This is a genomic window from Rhodococcus sp. NPDC055112, assembly GCF_053607505.1.
Window position 1 is genome coordinate 301,493 of sequence record NZ_JBSGTR010000001.1, and the last position, 18,032, is coordinate 319,524.

The window sequence follows — 18,032 nt, forward strand, 5'->3', positions numbered from 1 at the left end:
AGTTCGATTCTCCTCAAGTCATCGCTGAATTCTCTTGTCATGCAAGGGAATCGCTGTAGTGGGCGCGGTACGCGTTATCTCCGTACAGTGTGGACATGGACAAGCCCGAGGTTGCCCTGGACAACTGCGACGAGGTCTACGACTTCTACCTGCGTCACCAGCAGAACCGCCTGGCCGCGCAGGCCGCCTACGGGTTCCTCGCGCTGAAGTTCCGGCCGAGGGTGACCTACGCGGATGGGGCGAAGGAGCAGGTCCGGGCGCTGGTGCGGTCGGATTCCCGGCTGGTTCTCGCCGTCAACCACCTGAGCCAGCGCGACCCGTACACGGTGGCCGCGGCGGCGTCGGCCAGCGCGCTGCGCCCGGCGATCGGCCGGACCCGGGTGCTGGCGAAGGACGAGCTGTTCCTCGAGCCGAAGCGGCGCGAGCGGGTGGACCTGATGGGCGGGATCCCCGTCTTCCGTGGCAAGAACCACGGGATGCGCGCGGTCAACGCGGCCGGGCAGCGGATGATGGACGTCTGCGCCGAGCGGATGCGGCGGGGCGATGACCTGGCCATCTTCCCGGAGGGGACCTGCAACCTGGAGGATCCGACCCGGCTGCAGAAGATCGGCAGCGGGATCGGCCACATCATGAGCAGGGCGGTGAAGCTCGGGGTCCGGCCGGTCCTGGTCTACATGGGGATCAGCTACGGTCCGGTGCCAGGCAAGGAGGCGCGGGCGAGCGTGTACCTCGACACCCCGGTCACCGAGATCCCGGAGAAGCCGGCCGACATCGCGCGGCTGGTGGCGGCAGGCCTGCAGCGCGCGGTGGACGGGGCGGTCGCGCGTTACTGAGCCCTCCCTCGATACCCCCTTGGGTATGATCTGGGTATTCGACGAGGAGAGGAACCTCATGCAGGAAGTGGATCTGGTGGCGCTCGACGCCGCACTGGCCGCAGGCGCGCCGGTGATCGACGTGCGCGAAGCCGATGAGTACGCCCGCGGGCACGTGCCTGGCGTCCGGCTGATCCCGCTCGGCGAGCTGGTGTCCCGCATCGACGAGGTGCCCGCTGCGCCGACCGTCTACGTGATCTGCGCGATGGGTGGCCGCAGCGCGCACGGCGCCTCCCTGCTGGGCGCCGCGGGCATCAACGCGGTGAACGTCGCGGGTGGCACGGACGCGTGGATCAGCTCCGGTCGATCGGTGGAGTCGGGCGCGTAACCCGTCGGGCGCCTACCGAGCCCACAGGCGGCGGTAGGCGTCTTCCTCCGCCTCGCGGGCGGCCTTGCGTCGGGGGTTGTCCAGGTCCATGGGCAGGCCGTTCTTCTGCAAACGTCGCGCGCGGTTCTGGTGGATGTAGACCACCGAGTAGAACAGGGCCAGCAGGATCCCGAGCAGGACCATCGACCCCCGCAGCCACAGCGGCCCCGGGAAGAGCATGAAGATCACGAACAGCGGGATGAACGGCACCATCGCGCGGACGAGGTGCCGGGCGACGTAGTGATCGCCAGTGATGTCGTTGAGCACCCACTCGTTCATGGATGCGGGCAGCTTCGCGCCGCAGGCATAGGCGATCCACTGAATCGGGTTCGGTCGGGTGGTGCTCATTGATTCAGTGCTCCTGCCGTGAGTGCGGCCCGGTTGATCCGGGTGAGAACGTCGTGCAGTTCCTCGAGCTCGGGTAGCCCGACGCCGAGGCGCTCGACCACCGCGGGCGGAATCAGCTCGGCCTTGGCGCGCATGGCCCGCCCGGTCTCGGTCAGGTCGACGACCAGCTGCCGCTCGTCCTCGCTGCTGCGGGACCTGGTGATCAGGCCCGACGCCTCGAGCCGCTTGAGCAGCGGCGAGAGGGTCGGGGAATCGAGCTGCAGGGCGCTGCCGATCGCCTTCACCGACATCGGCGCCTCGCCCCAGAGCGCGAGCATCACCAGGTACTGCGGGTGCGTCAGGCCCATCGGCTCGAGCAGTGGGCGGTACACAGAGAGCACCGCGCGATTGGCGACGGCCAGCGCGAAGCAGACCTGGCGGTCGAGGGCGAGCGGGTCGACCCCGGTCTCCGGTGACTGTTCGACGGTGGACATGCAGTAGAGCGTACACGAATAGATCGCGCACTAACTAACTTCGCCGAGTGTGCACTTGCCGGCACGCCCTCTCGGGCGATGCCCCGGCAGGTGCACAATCGGCAATCCGGGGGCGGGCCGTCAGCCGCGTGGGACCGCGAACCCCCATGGCAGTTCCAACCGGTGCCGGCCCAGCAGCTCCGCGTCCGCGAGCAGTTCGAGCACCGGGCCGTCCGCGACCAGCCTGCCGCCGTCGATGATCACCGCGCGGTCGCACAGTTGCGCGGCGTAGGGCAGGTCGTGGGTGACCAGCATCAGGGTGGTGTCCAGCCCGAGCAGCACCTCGGCCAGCTCGCGGCGGGCCACCGGGTCGAGGTTCGCGGACGGCTCGTCGAGGACCAGCACGTCCGGCCTGCACGCCAGCACCGTGGCCAGCGCGACCCGCCGACGCTGCCCGCCGGACAGGTGCGACGGCGACCGTTCGGCGTGCTCGCTCATGCCGACCGCCGCCAGCGCATCGGACACCCGTGCGCGTAGCTCGTCGCCGGTGACGCCGAAGTTCGCCGGGCCGAACGCGACGTCCTGGGCGACGGTCGGCATGAACAGCTGATCGTCCGGGTCCTGGAAGACGATCCCGACCCGGCGCCTGGCCTCGCGCAGCGTGTCCCGCTCGACCCGGGTGCCGCCGATCTCGACGTGGCCCGCGGTGGGGGAGAGCACCCCGTTCAGCTGCAGCATGAGGGTGGTCTTGCCGGCACCGTTGGGGCCGAGCAGCGCAATCCGCTCACCGACACCGACTTCCAGGTCGATTCCGCGCAGCGCAACCCGGCCGTCGGGGTAGGTGAAGCCCAGGTCGTGCACCCGCACCGCGGCGGCCGGGCTCATCCGGCCACCGCCAGCGCCGTCAGGCAGACGGCCACCGCGCCGAGGGTCGGGGTGAGGCCGAGCAGCCAGCCGCGCGCAGTGGCCACAGGCGCGCCGAGATCGGGCATGGCGCCGGTGAACCCGCGCGATGCCATGGCCAGGTGGACCCGCTCGCCGCGCTCGTAGGTCCGGAGGAACAGTCCGCCGACCCCGCGTGCGGTGGCGCCGATCTGGCGCAGGGTGCGGGCGTCGTCTCCGCGGGATATCCGCGCGATCCGCATCCGGTTCGCTTCCGCGGCAAGCAGATCCACGTAACGCAGCATCAGGACTACGACGGTGGTGACGAGGGCGGGCATCCGCAGTCGGGTCAGCCCGAGCGGCAGGTCCGCGGTCCGGGTGGTGGCCGCGAGCGTCAGCGAGATGAGGACCCCGAGGGTGCCCTTGGCCAGGATGCCCCAGGCGGCGTACAGGCCGGCGACGGACAGCGAAAGCCCAGCCCACCGCACGCGCTCGCCGCCCTCGCCGAACGGGAGCAGCGCCGCGAGCACGACGAACGGCGCCTCGATCAGCATCCGTGGCGCGATCCAGTGCAGCGGTATCCGGGCCATCTGCCACACCGCCAGCAGGACAATGGCATACAGGCCGAAGGCCCACATCTGTTCGCGCGGCGTCGCGACCACCGCGAAGACCCCCGCCGTCGCCGCGACGATCTTCACCTCCACCGGCAACCGGTGCACAGGGGAGTCGTCCTCGCGGTACAGAGGGTGGGCGTGACCGGCGCCCACCGTCAGGTCCTGCGGGTGCGGCCCGAGCGGGCGATCAGCCAGAACAGGCCGCCCGCAACTGCGAACGTCGCTGTAACGCCAAGGATCCCGGCGATTCCGGACAGGTTGTCGTTGCCCGCGACGGTGTAGTCCGCGAGCGGGCCACCGGCGAGGTGGTGCTCCCCGGCGCTCTGCGCGATGCAGTTGCCGGTCAACTCCTCGCCCGCCGCCGTCTCGATGACGGTGCAGCCGCGCAGGGTGGTGGAGTCGAGGCCGTCGGGACTCGAGCTGGCGAGGTAGCTGACGACGCCGGCGACGAACAGGGCGACGACGGCGAAACCTAGGAGGAACCAAGACCTTCGGGATGTCATGCCGGTACCTCCGTGGCCGGTCGGGGCGCGGTACGCAGCAGGTAGACCAGGTCGGGCCGGGCCCTGGCCACGGCGACCACGGTGAGCGCGGTGATCAGCCCTTCGCCGATCCCGATCAGGGTGTGGGTGCCGAGCATGTACCAGGCGACGGTGTTGAGCGACGTCTCTCCGGCGCCGCCGAGCGCAAACTCGAGCAGGAATCCGGACGCGGCCGCCAGCGTGTTCGCCAGCGCGGCAACGAAAGCCAGCGCGGCGAGGCCCGCATCGCCGAACCGGCGGCGCAGCGGTCGCAGGGCGACGGCCACCGCGTAGCCGACCCCGACCCCGATCAGCGCCATGTTCGTGATGTTGGTGCCGAGCGCGGTGATGCCGCCGTCCGCGAAGAGCAGCGCCTGCACCACGAGCACGATGGCCACGCACAACGCACCGCTGTAGGGGCCGACCAGGATGGCCGCGAGGGCGCCGCCGAGCAGGTGGCCGCTGGCGCCGGGCAGGATCGGGAAGTTCACCATCTGCACCGCGAAGATGAACGCGGCCACCAGGCCGGCCATCGGCGCGGTCCGCTCGTCGAGTTCGGTTCGGGCCTTCCATGCGGCCACGGCGATGCCCGCGACCGCGACGACCCCGAACAGCAGCGAGGTCGTCGCGTCCACCAGGCCATCGCTCATGTGCATCGCGAGGACGGCGTCGTTCGGGCTGTTCACGAGCGGAGCATATCCAGTCATCTCAACAATTGCTCAGTTGTTCAAATGAACGTAACAAGAGCTCGAGGCCTGCTCACTGCAGGTCGACCACCGGCGTGGAGGGCTCGATCTCGATGCCGAGCCGACGGAGATTGCCATCGAGCACCTGCCAGATGGACACCTCGAGGAAGTCGGCGAGTTGCTCCGCGGTCAACGCGTGTTGCGGGTTGCTCAGCCACCGGTTGACGCTGACATCGACCAGGCCGATCAGGCCGAAGGCGAGTGTCTCGGACAACTCCGTCCCCTTGCCCAGCTTGGTGAGGATCGCCTCGAGCAGCGCGGTGAGCCGCAGGGCGATGGCGGTCTTGGTGCCGGTGACCACCCGGGAGCCGGTGGTGCGGTGGCTGGGGGACCCGGTGCCGAGGAACTGGTGCAGCCGCGGGAAGTCGACGATCCAGCGGAGGTAGGTCTCGACGGCGTGCGAGATGGTCTCGCCGACGGTGCCCTCGGGCAGCAGCGCGGGTGCCACGTACTGCATGAGTCGCTCGATGATCCGCGCCCGCAGCTGTTCGTCGAGGTCGCCGCGGTCCTTGAAGATCCGGTACACCACCGAGCGCGGTACCCCGGCTCGCTCGGCGATCTGCTTGACCCCGATGTCGGTGCCGCCCTCGTTGATGGCGTCCATGGCGGCCTCGAGGATCCGATCGCGGCGATCCGCCTTGTGGTCGTCCCACCGGGTGGCGCGACCATCCGGCCCTTGGCGCGTGACGGCGTCGACTCGTTCTGGCATCGGCCTCACGATACCCACCGAGTGATTGACGGGACAGCATGTCTCACTTACTTTAGTGAGACATCGTGTCGCAGACAGATTTGTCACTCTCACTCAGGAGTTCAGATGGGCAGCAGGGTTTTCGTCGTCGGAGTCGGCATGACGAAGTTCGAGAAGCCGGGCGCGCGCGAGTGGGACTACCCCGACATGGCGCGCGAGGCCGGGACCAAGGCGCTCGAGGACGCGGGCATCGACTACCGCCACGTCGAGCAGGCCTACGTCGGTTACGTCTACGGAGAGTCCACCTCCGGCCAACGCGCCGTGTACGAGCTGGGCCTGACCGGCATCCCGATCGTCAACGTCAACAACAACTGTTCGACGGGCTCGACGGCGCTGTACCTGGCGACCCAGGCCGTCAGGAGTGGGCAGGCCGACTGCACCCTCGCGCTCGGCTTCGAGAAGATGCAGGCAGGCTCGCTCGGCACCACCTACGACGACCGCGAGCAGCCGATGATGCGGCACCTGCTCGCGCTGGCCGAGCTGCAGGAGTTTGCGATGCCGCCCGCGCCGTACATGTTCGGGGCCGCGGGCAAGGAGCACATGGAGCGCTACGGCACCACCGAGGAGCACTTCGCCAAGATCGGCGTCAAGAATCACAGGCACTCGATGAACAACCCGTACGCCCAGTTCCAGGACGAGTACACGCTCGAGGAGATCCTCGCCTCGAAGCGGATCTACGGCCCGCTGACCAAGCTGCAGTGCTCGCCGACCTCGGACGGCTCCGGCGCGGTGATCGTGGCCAGTGAGGCGTTCGTGGACGAGCACGGTCTCGCGGGCCAGGCCGTCGAGATCGTCGGCCAGGCGATGGTGACCGACATGGAGTCCACCTTCGCGGACAGGAGCGCGATCAGTCTCGTCGGCGCGGACATGACCCGGGTCGCAGCCCGAAAGGTGTACGAGCAGGCCGGCATCGACGCAACGGATGTGGATGTCATCGAGCTGCACGACTGCTTCTCGGCCAACGAACTGCTCACCTACGAGGCGCTCGGTCTGTGCCAAGAGGGCGACGGCGGCAAGCTCGTCGATGCAGGCGCCACGACCTACGGCGGCCAGTGGGTCGTGAACCCTTCCGGCGGTCTGATCTCCAAGGGTCACCCGCTCGGCGCCACCGGCCTTGCCCAGTGCAGCGAGCTCACCTGGCAGCTGCGTGGCACCGCGGACAAGCGTCAGGTATCGGCCGCTGCCACCAAGTCCGGGGTCGCGCTGCAGCACAACATCGGTCTCGGCGGTGCTGTCGTCGTCACCGCGTACAGGCCTGCCGACCGCTGACGCCTTCGTTTCCCCCCTCAGGAACAAACCCACTCACCCGCAAGGAGTTTCACCATGGCTTCCGTTTCCGTCTCCGCCGATCTGCCAGCAGCGCCCGAGAAGACCTGGGTGGCGCTCTCCGACCTGTCCCGCTGGGAAGAGTGGCTCACCATCCACCAGGGCTGGAAGAGTGAGCTGCCCACCGAGGTCGAGCTCGGCGCCACCTTCACCGAGGTCGTTTCCGTGATGGGCATGGCCAACAAGATCGAGTGGACCGTCACCGAGGTCGACGCGCCGAACCTGGTCAGGATCGCAGGCACCGGCATGGCCGGCGTGACCGTCGAGTTCACTCTCAAGGTCGAGGACACCTCGGACGCGGGTGTGGTGTCCTCCAAGGCCATTGTCGACGCGAGCTTCAAGGGGGCCATGATCGTCGGCCCGATCGGCAAGGCCGTCGCCAAGAACGCCGCAGCGGACCTCGAGGCCTCCCTGGCGAAGTTCGCCGAGCTGGTCGGGTGAGACGCCGATGACGAAGCCGGTCGACAGAGACAACGCAGTCCGATTCGACAGGTCGGGCCTCGGCGTCTGGACCGACGAGGAGCGGTTCGAGGTGACCGCCGAGCGGATCGCCGAGTACGCGGCGGCCACCAACGACCCGATCGAGCGGCACCTGCGCGGCGAGATCGCCCCACCGGTGTTCGCGGTGGTGCCCGCCTTCTTCTCGATGGCCCCTGCGGCGCTGTCGGTGGCACCGGTGGAGCTGCTGATGAAGCTGGTGCACGGCGAGCAGGACTTCCATTTCCACCGCCCGATCTACCCCGGCGACACCCTTGCGGTCCGCGCCAAGCCGATCGGGTTCGAGGGCATGGAGAACGGATCGACCGTGGTCGTGTACGTCGAGACCCGCACGGAAACCGGCGAATTGGTGAACGAGCAGTGGATGACCGCTTTCTTCCGGAAGGTCGATGCTGGGCCCGGACTCGGAGACAAGGCGCCCGGCCACCGATTCGACGAGTCGCTGCGCGAGCGGACCCCGGCGGCCCAGGTGTTCCAGCACGTCGACAAGGACCAGACGTTCCGGTACTCGCCTGCCTCGGGCGACCCGATGCCGATCCACCTGGACGACGAGATCGCCAAGATGTCCGGTCTGCCCGGGATCATCAACCACGGCCTGTGCACGATGGCCTTCACCTCGTGGGGCGCGCTGACGGGGCTGGCGGACGGCAGGACCGAGCGGCTCAAGCGGCTCGCGGTCCGGTTTGCCAAGCCGGTGCTGCCCGAGCAGGACATCGCCACCAGGTACTGGGCCGTGCGTCCTTCTGGCCCTGTGGCGGGCCACAAGGACGCACGGGCGTACGCCTACGAGACCACCGTCGGCGACGACCTGGTGATCAAGGACGGCCTGGCCGTCATCTCCGACAACTGATTCGGGACAACGACTTTCATCGACCAAGGAGTGAGTAGCTGATGGGAACTGGTTCGATTAGAAGCCTGGACGGACGGGTGGCGATCGTCACCGGCGCGGGACGCGGGATCGGCAGGGAGCATGCCCTGCTCTTCGCTGCCGAGGGGGCGAGTGTCGTGGTGAACGACCTCGGCGGCGCCAACGACGGATCCGGGTCGGACGCCGGACCGGCGCAGCAGGTCGTCGAGGAGATCGTCGCGGCAGGCGGCAAGGCCGTCGCGAACACCGACAACGTGGCGAGCTGGGAGGGTGCCAAGGCGGTGGTCGATCAGGCCGTGAGCGAGTTCGGCGGTCTCGATGTCCTGGTGAACAACGCGGGCATCCTGCGCGACGCCTTCATCGCGGGCATGGAGGAGAGCCAGTGGGACGCGGTGATCGCCGTGCACCTAAAGGGTCATGCCGCGACGCTGCACCATGCCGCGGCGTACTGGAAGGCGCGGACCAAGGCGGGTGAGGCCGTCAACGCCTCCGTCGTCAACACGTCGTCGGCCTCAGGGACATTCATGCCGAACGCCGGTCAGGGCAACTATGGCGCGGCCAAGGCAGGCATCGCCGCACTGACATTGGTCGCAGCGGATGAGCTCGAGCGCTACGGCGTGCGGGTCAACGCGATCGCGCCGATCGCGCGCACCCGGCTGACCTTGGCGACCCCGGGAATGGGTGCATTGTTCGCCGCCGAGGTCCCCGAGGGCGAGTTCGACGCGTTCGCCCCGGCGAACATCTCCCCGCTGGTGGCCCGCCTCGCCTCGGCCGAGTGCAAGACCACGGGCAAGGTGTACGCGGTCCAGGGCGGCGGCATCACCGAGCTCGGTGGCTGGCACGACGTGAGCACCATCGAGTCCGAGGGCCCCTGGACCATTGCGGATCTCGCGAACCGACTCGGCTGAGGGCGGGAACATCATGGTGCGCAACAGTTATGAGCTGGGTCTCGGGCTGAGCGAGGAGCATGGGGCGCTGGCCGATTCGGTGAGTGCGTTCGCCGAGCGGACCATCACCGCCGAGCAGGTCCGCGCCGCGGTCGATGCGAAGTCCGAGGCCAAGTTCCCGGAGTTCTGGCAGGCGCTGGTCGGCCAGGACCTGTTGGGGCTGCACGTGCCGGAGGACCGGGGCGGGCAGGAAGCCGGCCTGCTCACCCTGGCGGTGGCACTGGAGGCGTTGGGCCGCAACATTTCCCCCGGCCCGTTCGTGCCCACCGCGCTCGCCTGCGCGGTACTCGCGGCCGCGGATTCGAAGATCGGCATCGAGGTGCTGCCCGGCCTGATCGATGGCTCCCGCACCGCGGCGCTCGCACTCGGCGCTCCCTTTCACGTGGAACTCGAGCACGTGGAACCCGAGCACGTGGAACCGGGCCCGGGCGGCTACCGACTGACCGGCAGCACCGATGCGGTGCTCGGTGGGCAGCACGCCGATGTGCTCCTGCTGCCTGCCGTGATGGGCGACGAGATCCGTTGGTTGGTGGTCGATTCAGCGGAACTGACCGTCGCCGGGCAGGACAGCATCGACGTGCTCCGAGGATCGGCGCGGGTCGAGGCGGATGGCGTGCTGATCGCGGCCGAGCGGGTGCTCGACGGGCTGAGCGAGCAGGGGGTGCGCGCCATCGCGGCGGTGGTGCTCGGTGCGGAGGCCGTCGGGATCATGTCCTGGTGTGTGTCGACCGCGGCCGAATATGCCAAGACCCGGGTGCAGTTCGGCAGGCCGATCGGTCAGTTCCAGGGCGTCAAGCACAAGTGCGCGCACATGGGTATCGCCCTGGAGAAGGCCCGCGCGGTGGTGTGGGATGCGGCGTCGGCGCTCGACAAGGGTGACGACACAGCGGACTTCGCGGCCGACGTCGCGGCGCTGATCGTGGCGGACTCCGCCGTGCAGGTGGCGCAGGACTGCATCCAGGTGCACGGCGGCATCGGGTTCACCTGGGAGCACGACGCGCACCTGTACTACCGGCGCGCGTTGGCTCTGCGGGGCGTGCTCGGCACTCGTGAGGAGCGGGCGATCCGGGTGGCGGAGCAGTCGCTGGCCGGGGTGTCCCGGACGTCGGTGCTCGAGCTGCCTGAGGAAGCCGAGACCATCAGGGCCGCGGTGCGGGCCGAACTGGCCCCCATCGCGGCGATCGAGGACGAGGACGATCAGCTGATCGCGCTCGGCGACGGCGGCTGGGTGCAGCCGCACCTGCTCAGGCCGTACGGCCGCGGGGCCGGACCGCTGGAGCAGATCGTCATCTCGCAGGAGGTCAAGGCCGCCGGGATCGCGATGCCGCAGCTGCTGATGGGCGGCTGGGCGGTGTCCGCCGTGGTCGGGCACGGGTCCGAGCAGCAGAAGCGGGACCTGGTGGTCCCGACGCTGCGCGGCGACCTGGTGTGGTGCCAGCTGTTCTCCGAGCCGGGCGCAGGCTCGGACCTCGCCTCGCTGTCGACCAAGGCGGAGAAGGTGGACGGCGGCTGGAAGGTCACTGGCCAGAAGATCTGGACCACGGTGGCGCAGTTCGCGGACTGGGCGATGCTGATCGCCAGGACCGACCCGTCCAGGCCGAAGCACGAGGGCATCACGTACTTCGTGCTGGACATGTCGACCCCGGGCGTGACGGTGCGACCGCTGCGCGAGATGACCGGCTCGGCACTGTTCAACGAGGTGTTCCTGGACGACGTCTTCATCCCGGACGCGAACGTGATCGGCGAGGTGAACGACGGCTGGCACGTCGCGCGCACCACCCTCGCGGGCGAGCGGGTGGCACTGAGCCAGAAGATGGAGGCCTACGCCAGCGACTCCGACCTGATGCAGTTCGTGCGCGGTCGTGAGCTGGGCCCGGTCGGGAAGCACCACTTCGGGGAGCTGATCGCCGAGAGCCAGGCCATCGACCTGATCGGCTCGCGCGTGGTGCTGGGGCAGTTGTCGGGCGCGGACGTGAGCACCACCTCGTCGGTCGGGAAGCTGCTTGGCATGGGGCTCGGTCAGGCGATCTCGGAGTTCGTGGTCGCCGAGTTGGGTGCCGCGGGCACGGTCGCGGTGCCGGGGGAGCCGAGCGACAAGGCGATGGAGCAGCTCATCGCCGGCCGTGCGACGACCATCTACGGCGGGACCACCGAGGTGCAGCTGAACGTGATCGGCGAGCGGATGCTCGGGCTGCCGAGGGACTGACGGGTCAGGGAGTCCGGCCGAGGAGCGCGGCCAGTCGGTCGAGGGGCGGAGCGTCCTCGGGCACCGGTCGTGGCGGGGCGAAGGGGGTGCGTCCCGCCGGGAGGTTCTGCAGCAGCGCTCGGCTGAAGGCGATCTGGTCCTCGACCACCGCGTCTTGGTAGCGCGGGGTCTGCCCCGACGCACGGGCGAGATCCCAGCCGTGGGCGAGCATCTCGGTGATGCGCATGTTCAGGGCCTGCACGGCCGGAACCCGACCCATCGGCAGGGTGATCTCCTGGTCCAGCGCGCCCGGCAGGGCGAATGCCTGCACCAGTGCGTCGGCCGAGGCGTGAAAGGAGCCCGCGGGGTCGGGGCCGAGCAGGTCGGGCGGCGCGCCAACGGTGGTGACGGGCAGTGGGTGCCCCCGCAGGGACGCGGCGAACAGGTGGTTGCCTGCCGTCACGTGGTTGACGAGGTCGCGGACCGACCACCCGGTGCAGGGGGTGGGTCCGGACCACTGGTCGTCGGCGATGCCGGCTACCAGCGTGCCCGTCGCGTCGAGTGCCCGGTCGAGGTCGTCGATCGTCGCGGTCATGGTTCCGGCATACCACCGCGAGGACGGTTGGCACCCGCTTTCGGCCCAAGAGGGGGCTGTCGCCGCGACGGAAAGTGCGTGATACTGCATGTAACGCACATCGGCGAAGGGGTGGACCTGTGGACCAGAACGTGCAGTACGACGCGGTGATAGTCGGTGCCGGATTCGGCGGCATCGGTGCCGCTATCCAGCTCAAGCGGCTCGGCCTGACCAACCTCGCGATCCTCGAACGCGAGGACGACCTCGGCGGCACCTGGCACGTCAACCGCTATCCCGGTCTCGCCGTCGACATCGCCTCCGTGACCTACTCCTACTCCTTCGAGCCGAATCCGTACTGGTCGCGGCTGTTCGCGCCGGGCGCCGAGCTCAAGCGGTACGCCGACCACGTCGCGGACAAGTACGACCTGCGCCGCCACATGCGCTTCGGCGCGGTCGTCGAGGGTGCCCGCTGGGACGAGGACGCGCAGAGGTGGGAGGTCGCGATCGAGGGCGGCGAGCTCGTCACCGCGAAGTACCTGCTCACCGCGACCGGGTTCCTGTCGCAGCCGCACAAGCCCGACATCCCTGGGATCGATTCGTTCGAGGGCAAGGTCATCCACACGACGGCCTGGGACGACACCTACGACCTGAGGGGGACACGCACCGCGATCATCGGCACAGGGGCGACCGCGGTCCAGCTCATCCCCGAGGTGGCCCGCAAGGCCGCCGCACTGACGGTGTACCAGCGGACCCCGATCTGGGTGCTGCCGAAGGTGGACACCCCCATCCCGGGTCCGGTGCAGCGGCTGTTCGCCCGGGTGCCCGCGGTCCAGCGCGCGGCCCGCGGGGTGAGCTCGGGGATCCTCGAGGCCGTGATGGTGAGCGCCGTGCTGCACTACCGGCAGACCAAGCTGCTGAACAAGGGCGCCGCCGCCCTCTCGCGAGTCTTCCTTCGCACGAAGGTCCGTGACCCGAAGCTGCGTCGTCAGCTGACCCCGGACTACGACTTCGGCTGCAAGCGGCCGACCTTCTCCAACAGCTACTACAGCACCTTCACCAAGCCGCACGTGCACCTCGAGACGAACTCGATCGAGCGCATCGAGCCCGACGGCATCGTCACCGCGGACGGACGCAAGACCGGGATCGACACGCTGGTCCTGGCGACCGGCTTCAACCTGTGGGACGTGAACTTCCCGGCCATCGAGGTGATCGGTCGGGAGGGCCGCAATCTCGGTAAGTGGTGGCGGGACAACCGGTTCCAGGCGTACGAAGGTGTGGCGGTGCCACACTTCCCGAACTTCCTGACCCTGGCGAGCCCGTACTCGTACAGCGGGCTGTCGTACTTCACCACCATCGAGTCGCAGATGGCGCACATGAACCGGCTGTTCGGGGAGTTGCGGCGGCGCGGCGCGGACGTCTTCGAGGTGACCGAGCAGGCGAATGCCGGCTTCCTGGACCGGATGACCGAGAAGCTGGACGACTCCGTGTTCTACGGCGGCAGCTGCCAGACCGCGCGCAGCTACTACTTCAACCAGCACGGAGAGGCGGCGATCCTGCGGCCGACCTCGACGGTCAACGCGTTCCGGGAGGCGAAACGCTTCCCGCTGGACGACTACACGATGCGGCCGTACGTGGCGGCGGAGTGATGTCGGGCGAGTGACGCAGACCGCCCCGGATCGCGGCCCCTTTGTGGGGGTCGTGGTCCGGGGCGGTGCTTGTTTGGGAGTGGGGTCAGCAGGCGAGTACCAGCTGACTTCGGTTGTGGGCGGGGATGGGTTTTCGCTTGTTGTCGATCCAGTTCGGGGGTGTGAACCATGGGTGTTGGTCGTTGCCGATGTGGACCTGCCAGTCGCCTTTGTGGATGAGTGTGTGGTGGAACCTGCAGAGCAGTACCAGGTTCGAGAGTTTGGTCTCGCCGCCGTCCGACCAGTGGTGGACGTGGTGGCCGTCGGTCCAGGCGGCGGGGCGGCCGCATCCGGGGAAGGCGCATCCGCAGTCGCGGGCGTCGAGTGCGCGGCGGAGTCGGCGGGGGATGGTGCGGGTGGTGCGGCCTACGTCGAGTGGGTTGCCGTCGTCGTCCATGACGATCGGGGTGATCGAGGCGTCGCAGGAGAGGGTGACGGCGAGGCGCAGGCCGATCGGTCCGAGCCAGGGCATCCATGCGGGGCCTCGGCGGATGAAGGACGAGCCGGGTTGCCCTGAGTGGTCGTGCTGTTGGACTCGGCGCTGCTGGCCTTGATGCGGGTTGTCCGTGTCAAGGCGCGCTCCGCCCGGCGGCATCTTGTCGGGTTCGGCGTCTGCGCCGCGGGTCGCGTTGGCGAGGTCGCCCAGGCCGACGAAGACGGTCATGTGGGGCCGCTCGCCGCCCTCGCCGGGGGTGGCGCCGGAATCGAGGTAGTGGCGGACGATGTCTGCGAAGGCGTCGGCGCGTCGCTGGGGTGCGGAACGGGAGTCGGGTTCACGATCGCCGCTGGTGGTGTTGCGGCCGGGCTGTGGCTTGGACAGTGCGGACAGGGCGGTCATCAGTTGCTCGCCGGTGGCCTTGTCGAAGTGTCCTTTGACGCGTAGTCGGCCACCGGCGGTGCGGGAGGCGAAGAACTCGTTGAGTCTCTCGTTCTCGTCGTCGGGCGGATTCGTGTCGTCGGGTTGGAGCATCGAGGCCAGTCCGGCGACCCGCCTGCGGGTGTCCTCGGCGTTCTCCCGGGTGCCGTTGGTGAGGAGGTACTTGGTGCACTGGTCGGAGCATTCGGCGGCGGGGTCGTCGAATGTGCCGCCGTTGGCGGAGTTCTTGATGTCGGAGGTGTAGTCGGGGATCTTGTGGAGTAGTCCGATGATCGATCGGGCCTGCTCGGTGTCGATGTCGCCGTTCTCGAACGAGGCTTTGACGTCGGGGAAGTGATCGAGGTCGGCGCCGAGCGACATCACGCGCTTGGCGTGGCCGGGGGTGAGTTTCGACGACTCGGCGAGCCAGCCCACGGCGGATGACGCGCCCGTCAGCGTGACCACTCCGCGGAACGCGGCCTCCTGCGCCAGTCGCACCCGAAGCGCCTCGAGCTGGAGAATTCGCTTCGACAGTTCCGGCACCAAGGTTACGAGTTCGCGCTCGTCGATCCGCCACGCGACCACGTCCTGTGGTCGGTTGAGCAGATCGCTGAGGTCCATATGTCGATTTTACCCGAACACTTGTTCGAGTATGGCGATTTGGCTGGATTGGATCGCTGACTCGGGGGACTGTATCGATCGGTGCCGCAGCCTGCTCGTATGTCGCGGTTTGCGGAGGTGTCGGTGGGGCGGTCTATACAGTTTTGTTGGTCTTCGTCGAGCGGTAGAGGCAGGTAGCGGTAGCTGTGATCACAGGTGACACCAAGAGCAAGGTCGACGCGGTTTGGGACGCGTTCTGGACCGGCGGCATCTCCAACCCGCTCGAGGTGATGGAGCAGATCACCTACCTGCTGTTCATCCGCCGCCTCGACGACGAGCAGACGAATGCGCTGAACAAGGCGAACCTGCTGGGCACCCTGATCGAGGGCAATCCCTTCCCTCTCGGGAAGGACGAGGAAGGCCGCGACTACGACGACCTGCGCTGGTCGCGGATCAAGGACATGCATGCCGACGAGGCGTTCGCGGTGGTCGAGCAGCGGGTGTTCCCGTTCATCAAGTCGATGCGCGGCGACGACTCCACGTACGCGCATTTCATGAAGGACGCGCGTCTGACCATCCCGAATGCGGGGATGCTGCAGCGGGTGATCGACCGCCTCGACAAGGTGCAGATGGGTGATCTCGACACCAAGCGCGACATCTACGAGTACCTGCTCGCCAAGATCGCCAGCGCCGGGCAGAACGGGCAGTTCCGCACGCCGCGGCACATCATCCAGCTGATGGTGGAGATGATGGAGCCCAAGCCAGGCGACCGGATCGTCGACCCCGCGTCCGGCACCTGCGGCTTCCTCGTCGGCGCGACGGAGTACATGCGGGCCAACCATGCCGAGTCGATCAACTCCGGCGCCGGCCGCGAGCAGTACCACCACGACATGTTCCACGGCTTCGACTTCGACAACACGATGCTGCGGATCGGCTCGATGAACATGCTGCTGCACGGCGTGGACCAGCCGGACATCCGGTACCGGGACTCGCTGGCGGAGACCAACACCGGAGACGCCGAGGCGTACTCTCTGATCCTCGCGAACCCGCCGTTCGCAGGGTCGCTGGACTATGAGAACACCGCGAAAGACCTGCAGCAGGTAGTCAAGACCAAGAAGACAGAACTGCTGTTCCTTGCACTGTACTTACGTCTGCTCAAGCCGGGCGGACGGGCGGCAGTGATCGTGCCGGACGGTGTGCTGTTCGGAAGTTCGAAGGCGCACAAGGAGCTTCGTCGAATCCTGGTGGAGGAACAGAAGTTGGACGCGGTGGTGAAGCTGCCTTCCGGGGTGTTCAAGCCGTACGCCGGGGTATCGACGGCGATCCTGTTCTTTACCAGGACCGATTCAGGCGGCACCGACACCGTTTGGTTCTACGACCTGCAGGCGGACGGGTGGTCGTTGGATGACAAGCGGATTGCACTGCTGGATGAGGAGAAGCGAGGGCCCTTGGCCTCGTTGACCGACGAAGAGCACGCAAAGAACAACCTGCCGGATGTGCTGCGTCGCTGGCGATTACGAAGCGGCTCAGAATTGGAGCGAGCTCGGACCGAGCAGTCATTTAACGTGCGGAGTACGGAAATTGCGGCGCAGGGTTACGACCTTTCGCCTAATCGATACAAGGAATTTGTGCACGAGGAGGCCGAGCATCGTGCTCCAGCAATCATTCTCGATGAGCTGGACCAGTTGGAAAAGGAGATCTGCGACGGCACTGTGCAACTTCGGGCGATGCTGGCCGGGGGTGCGCAGTGACGGTGTGGCCGATGGTGGCGCTAGGGGAGATTTGTGAGACGGTGTCGACTTGGGACCCTTCCGTCGCCGCGCCGAGTTCTGAATTTCTTTATGTCGCCCTGAGCTCAGTTGATCAGTCCTGCAAAGCAATTACTGCCCACCAGGCACTGACTGGTTTAGACGCACCCAGCCGGGCCAGGCAACGATTGGCGGCCGGTGATGTACTGGTCGCAACCGTCCGGCCAAGTCTCAACGCTGTCGCTCACGTGCAAGATGAGCTTGATGGCGCAACTGGCTCGACGGATTTTAGCGTTCTGAGAGCATCGCCCGCGATAGACAGTCGGTATCTGTATCAGTGGGTCAGGAACCCAGCTTTTGTTGCTGACATGGTGAGCAAAGCGACGGATTCGAGGTATCCTGCGGTGTCGGATCAGATTGTGAAGGCATCGACTATCCCGCTCCCGCCTCTCTCTGAGCAGCGCCGGATTGCAGCGATCCTCGACCAAATCGACGCCCTGCGTACTAAGCGCCATGAAGCCATGGGTCGATTAGATGAGCTAACGCAGTCGATCTTCATTGATATGTTTGATCATCCGATGGCTGGGGCCGCGCGCTGGTCGAAGATGAAGCTCGCAGAATGCACGACAATGTTCGGCGGTTCAGCCCTTCCAGACGGTGTTCCGTTTCATCGGCAAGAAGGCGGGTACCTACTGATCAGAGTATCCGATATGAATTCGCCCTACAATCAGGAGGTAGTCGTTTCCAGCGCTCAATGGTCCCCAAGCCCGGGATCTATTGCGTCAACTGTGCCAGCAGGTGCGATCCTTCTTCCGAAGAGGGGGGGTGCGATCGGCGCAAATGAGAAGCGAATAATCTTCCGTCCTGCCATTTTGGACCCGAATATGATGGGTATAGTGCCAAATTATGGGCAGCTGACTACTGGGTACATGTACTGCTGGTTATCCTTTTTGGATTTGGGTAGCTTATCTAGCGGTAGTTTGATGCCTAGGATCAGCAAGGAGGATCTAGCGCGTTTGGACGTCTACGTCCCCCCGCTCGATGAACAGGTTAGGTTTGATGCGAAGGCTTCGGCTGTTCGGATAATGAGAGGCCTCATGGATAAATCGCGTAGAGAGTTGGATGCTCTATTTCAAAGCATTCAAGCCCGCGCTTTTGCTGGGATAATGCCGTGAGGGGCGGCTTCTTGCCGGTT

At 67.2% G+C, this 18,032-nt stretch carries 19 protein-coding genes; 10 read left to right on the forward strand and 9 right to left on the reverse strand.

Annotated features, from left to right (window positions below; translation table 11 throughout):
- Nucleotides 1-95: 95 nt before the first annotated feature.
- Both ACWFRB_RS01430 and ACWFRB_RS01435 read left to right on the forward strand, forming a co-directional pair.
- Complete coding sequence (locus ACWFRB_RS01430) at nt 96-833, forward strand: lysophospholipid acyltransferase family protein (RefSeq protein ID WP_452638274.1); 738 nt, start codon at nt 96-98, stop codon at nt 831-833.
- 58 nt (nt 834-891) lie between these two features.
- Nucleotides 892-1,200: a rhodanese-like domain-containing protein gene (locus ACWFRB_RS01435; RefSeq protein ID WP_077043398.1), complete on the forward strand. Its 309-nt coding sequence runs from the start codon at nt 892-894 to the stop codon at nt 1,198-1,200.
- 12 nt (nt 1,201-1,212) lie between these two features.
- Here ACWFRB_RS01435 and ACWFRB_RS01440 read toward each other — a convergent pair whose 3' ends face one another.
- The 7 genes from ACWFRB_RS01440 to ACWFRB_RS01470 form a co-directional block, all read right to left on the reverse strand.
- Nucleotides 1,213-1,587 (reverse strand): DUF5313 family protein, encoded by a 375-nt coding sequence (locus ACWFRB_RS01440; RefSeq protein ID WP_452638276.1) that lies wholly within the window; start codon nt 1,585-1,587, stop codon nt 1,213-1,215.
- Nucleotides 1,584-2,060 carry a MarR family winged helix-turn-helix transcriptional regulator gene (locus ACWFRB_RS01445; protein WP_452638278.1) on the reverse strand — a complete coding sequence of 159 codons (477 nt, stop codon included), beginning with the start codon at nt 2,058-2,060 and terminating at the stop codon, nt 1,584-1,586. Before ACWFRB_RS01445 ends, ACWFRB_RS01440 begins: the two co-directional genes overlap by 4 nt.
- Nucleotides 2,061-2,180: 120 nt before the next feature.
- Nucleotides 2,181-2,924, reverse strand: coding sequence for an energy-coupling factor ABC transporter ATP-binding protein (locus tag ACWFRB_RS01450; RefSeq protein ID WP_452638280.1), 744 nt, complete (start codon nt 2,922-2,924; stop codon nt 2,181-2,183).
- Entirely contained in the window at nt 2,921-3,688 is a 768-nt protein-coding gene (cbiQ, locus tag ACWFRB_RS01455) for a cobalt ECF transporter T component CbiQ (protein ID WP_452638282.1), read from the reverse strand. Before cbiQ ends, ACWFRB_RS01450 begins: the two co-directional genes overlap by 4 nt.
- A 2-nt stretch (nt 3,689-3,690) precedes the next feature.
- Nucleotides 3,691-4,038, reverse strand: a complete 348-nt coding sequence (locus ACWFRB_RS01460) for a PDGLE domain-containing protein (RefSeq protein ID WP_452638284.1) — start codon at nt 4,036-4,038, stop codon at nt 3,691-3,693.
- Nucleotides 4,035-4,712, reverse strand: coding sequence for an energy-coupling factor ABC transporter permease (locus tag ACWFRB_RS01465; protein ID WP_452638331.1), 678 nt, complete (start codon nt 4,710-4,712; stop codon nt 4,035-4,037). The genes ACWFRB_RS01460 and ACWFRB_RS01465 overlap by 4 nt, the downstream gene beginning before the upstream one ends.
- Before the next feature lie 103 nt (nt 4,713-4,815).
- Complete coding sequence (locus ACWFRB_RS01470) at nt 4,816-5,511, reverse strand: TetR/AcrR family transcriptional regulator (RefSeq protein ID WP_452638285.1); 696 nt, start codon at nt 5,509-5,511, stop codon at nt 4,816-4,818.
- A 105-nt stretch (nt 5,512-5,616) separates the two neighbouring features.
- On the opposite strand from ACWFRB_RS01470, the gene ACWFRB_RS01475 reads away from it, so the two are divergent.
- From ACWFRB_RS01475 to ACWFRB_RS01495, 5 genes are read left to right on the forward strand one after another with little or no spacing between them, the layout of a single operon-like run.
- Complete coding sequence (locus ACWFRB_RS01475) at nt 5,617-6,819, forward strand: lipid-transfer protein (protein ID WP_452638286.1); 1,203 nt, start codon at nt 5,617-5,619, stop codon at nt 6,817-6,819.
- A gap of 54 nt (nt 6,820-6,873) precedes the next feature.
- Nucleotides 6,874-7,317, forward strand: coding sequence for a type II toxin-antitoxin system Rv0910 family toxin (locus tag ACWFRB_RS01480; protein WP_452638287.1), 444 nt, complete (start codon nt 6,874-6,876; stop codon nt 7,315-7,317).
- 7 nt (nt 7,318-7,324) lie between these two features.
- Complete coding sequence (locus ACWFRB_RS01485; RefSeq protein WP_452638289.1) at nt 7,325-8,224, forward strand: MaoC/PaaZ C-terminal domain-containing protein; 900 nt, start codon at nt 7,325-7,327, stop codon at nt 8,222-8,224.
- 56 nt (nt 8,225-8,280) lie between these two features.
- Nucleotides 8,281-9,150 carry an SDR family oxidoreductase gene (locus ACWFRB_RS01490; protein ID WP_452638332.1) on the forward strand — a complete coding sequence of 290 codons (870 nt, stop codon included), beginning with the start codon at nt 8,281-8,283 and terminating at the stop codon, nt 9,148-9,150.
- 13 nt (nt 9,151-9,163) lie between these two features.
- Entirely contained in the window at nt 9,164-11,395 is a 2,232-nt protein-coding gene (locus ACWFRB_RS01495; RefSeq protein ID WP_452638290.1) for an acyl-CoA dehydrogenase, read from the forward strand.
- A 4-nt stretch (nt 11,396-11,399) separates the two neighbouring features.
- Here the strand turns inward: ACWFRB_RS01495 and ACWFRB_RS01500 are convergent, their stop codons facing one another.
- Entirely contained in the window at nt 11,400-11,969 is a 570-nt protein-coding gene (locus ACWFRB_RS01500; protein ID WP_452638291.1) for a TIGR03086 family metal-binding protein, read from the reverse strand.
- A gap of 119 nt (nt 11,970-12,088) precedes the next feature.
- On the opposite strand from ACWFRB_RS01500, the gene ACWFRB_RS01505 reads away from it, so the two are divergent.
- Entirely contained in the window at nt 12,089-13,594 is a 1,506-nt protein-coding gene (locus ACWFRB_RS01505) for a flavin-containing monooxygenase (protein ID WP_452638293.1), read from the forward strand.
- Between the two features lie 85 nt (nt 13,595-13,679).
- On the opposite strand, the gene ACWFRB_RS01510 is transcribed toward ACWFRB_RS01505, so the two are convergent.
- Nucleotides 13,680-15,110, reverse strand: a complete 1,431-nt coding sequence (locus ACWFRB_RS01510; RefSeq protein ID WP_452638294.1) for a DUF222 domain-containing protein — start codon at nt 15,108-15,110, stop codon at nt 13,680-13,682.
- A gap of 185 nt (nt 15,111-15,295) precedes the next feature.
- Here ACWFRB_RS01510 and ACWFRB_RS01515 point away from each other — a divergent pair, with 185 nt between their 5' ends.
- Complete coding sequence (locus tag ACWFRB_RS01515) at nt 15,296-16,840, forward strand: type I restriction-modification system subunit M (protein WP_452638296.1); 1,545 nt, start codon at nt 15,296-15,298, stop codon at nt 16,838-16,840.
- A complete protein-coding gene (locus ACWFRB_RS01520) occupies nt 16,837-18,012 on the forward strand; it encodes a restriction endonuclease subunit S (RefSeq protein ID WP_452638297.1) in 1,176 nt (391 codons plus the stop codon). The genes ACWFRB_RS01515 and ACWFRB_RS01520 overlap by 4 nt, the downstream gene beginning before the upstream one ends.
- The last annotated feature ends 20 nt before the right edge of the window (nt 18,013-18,032 follow it).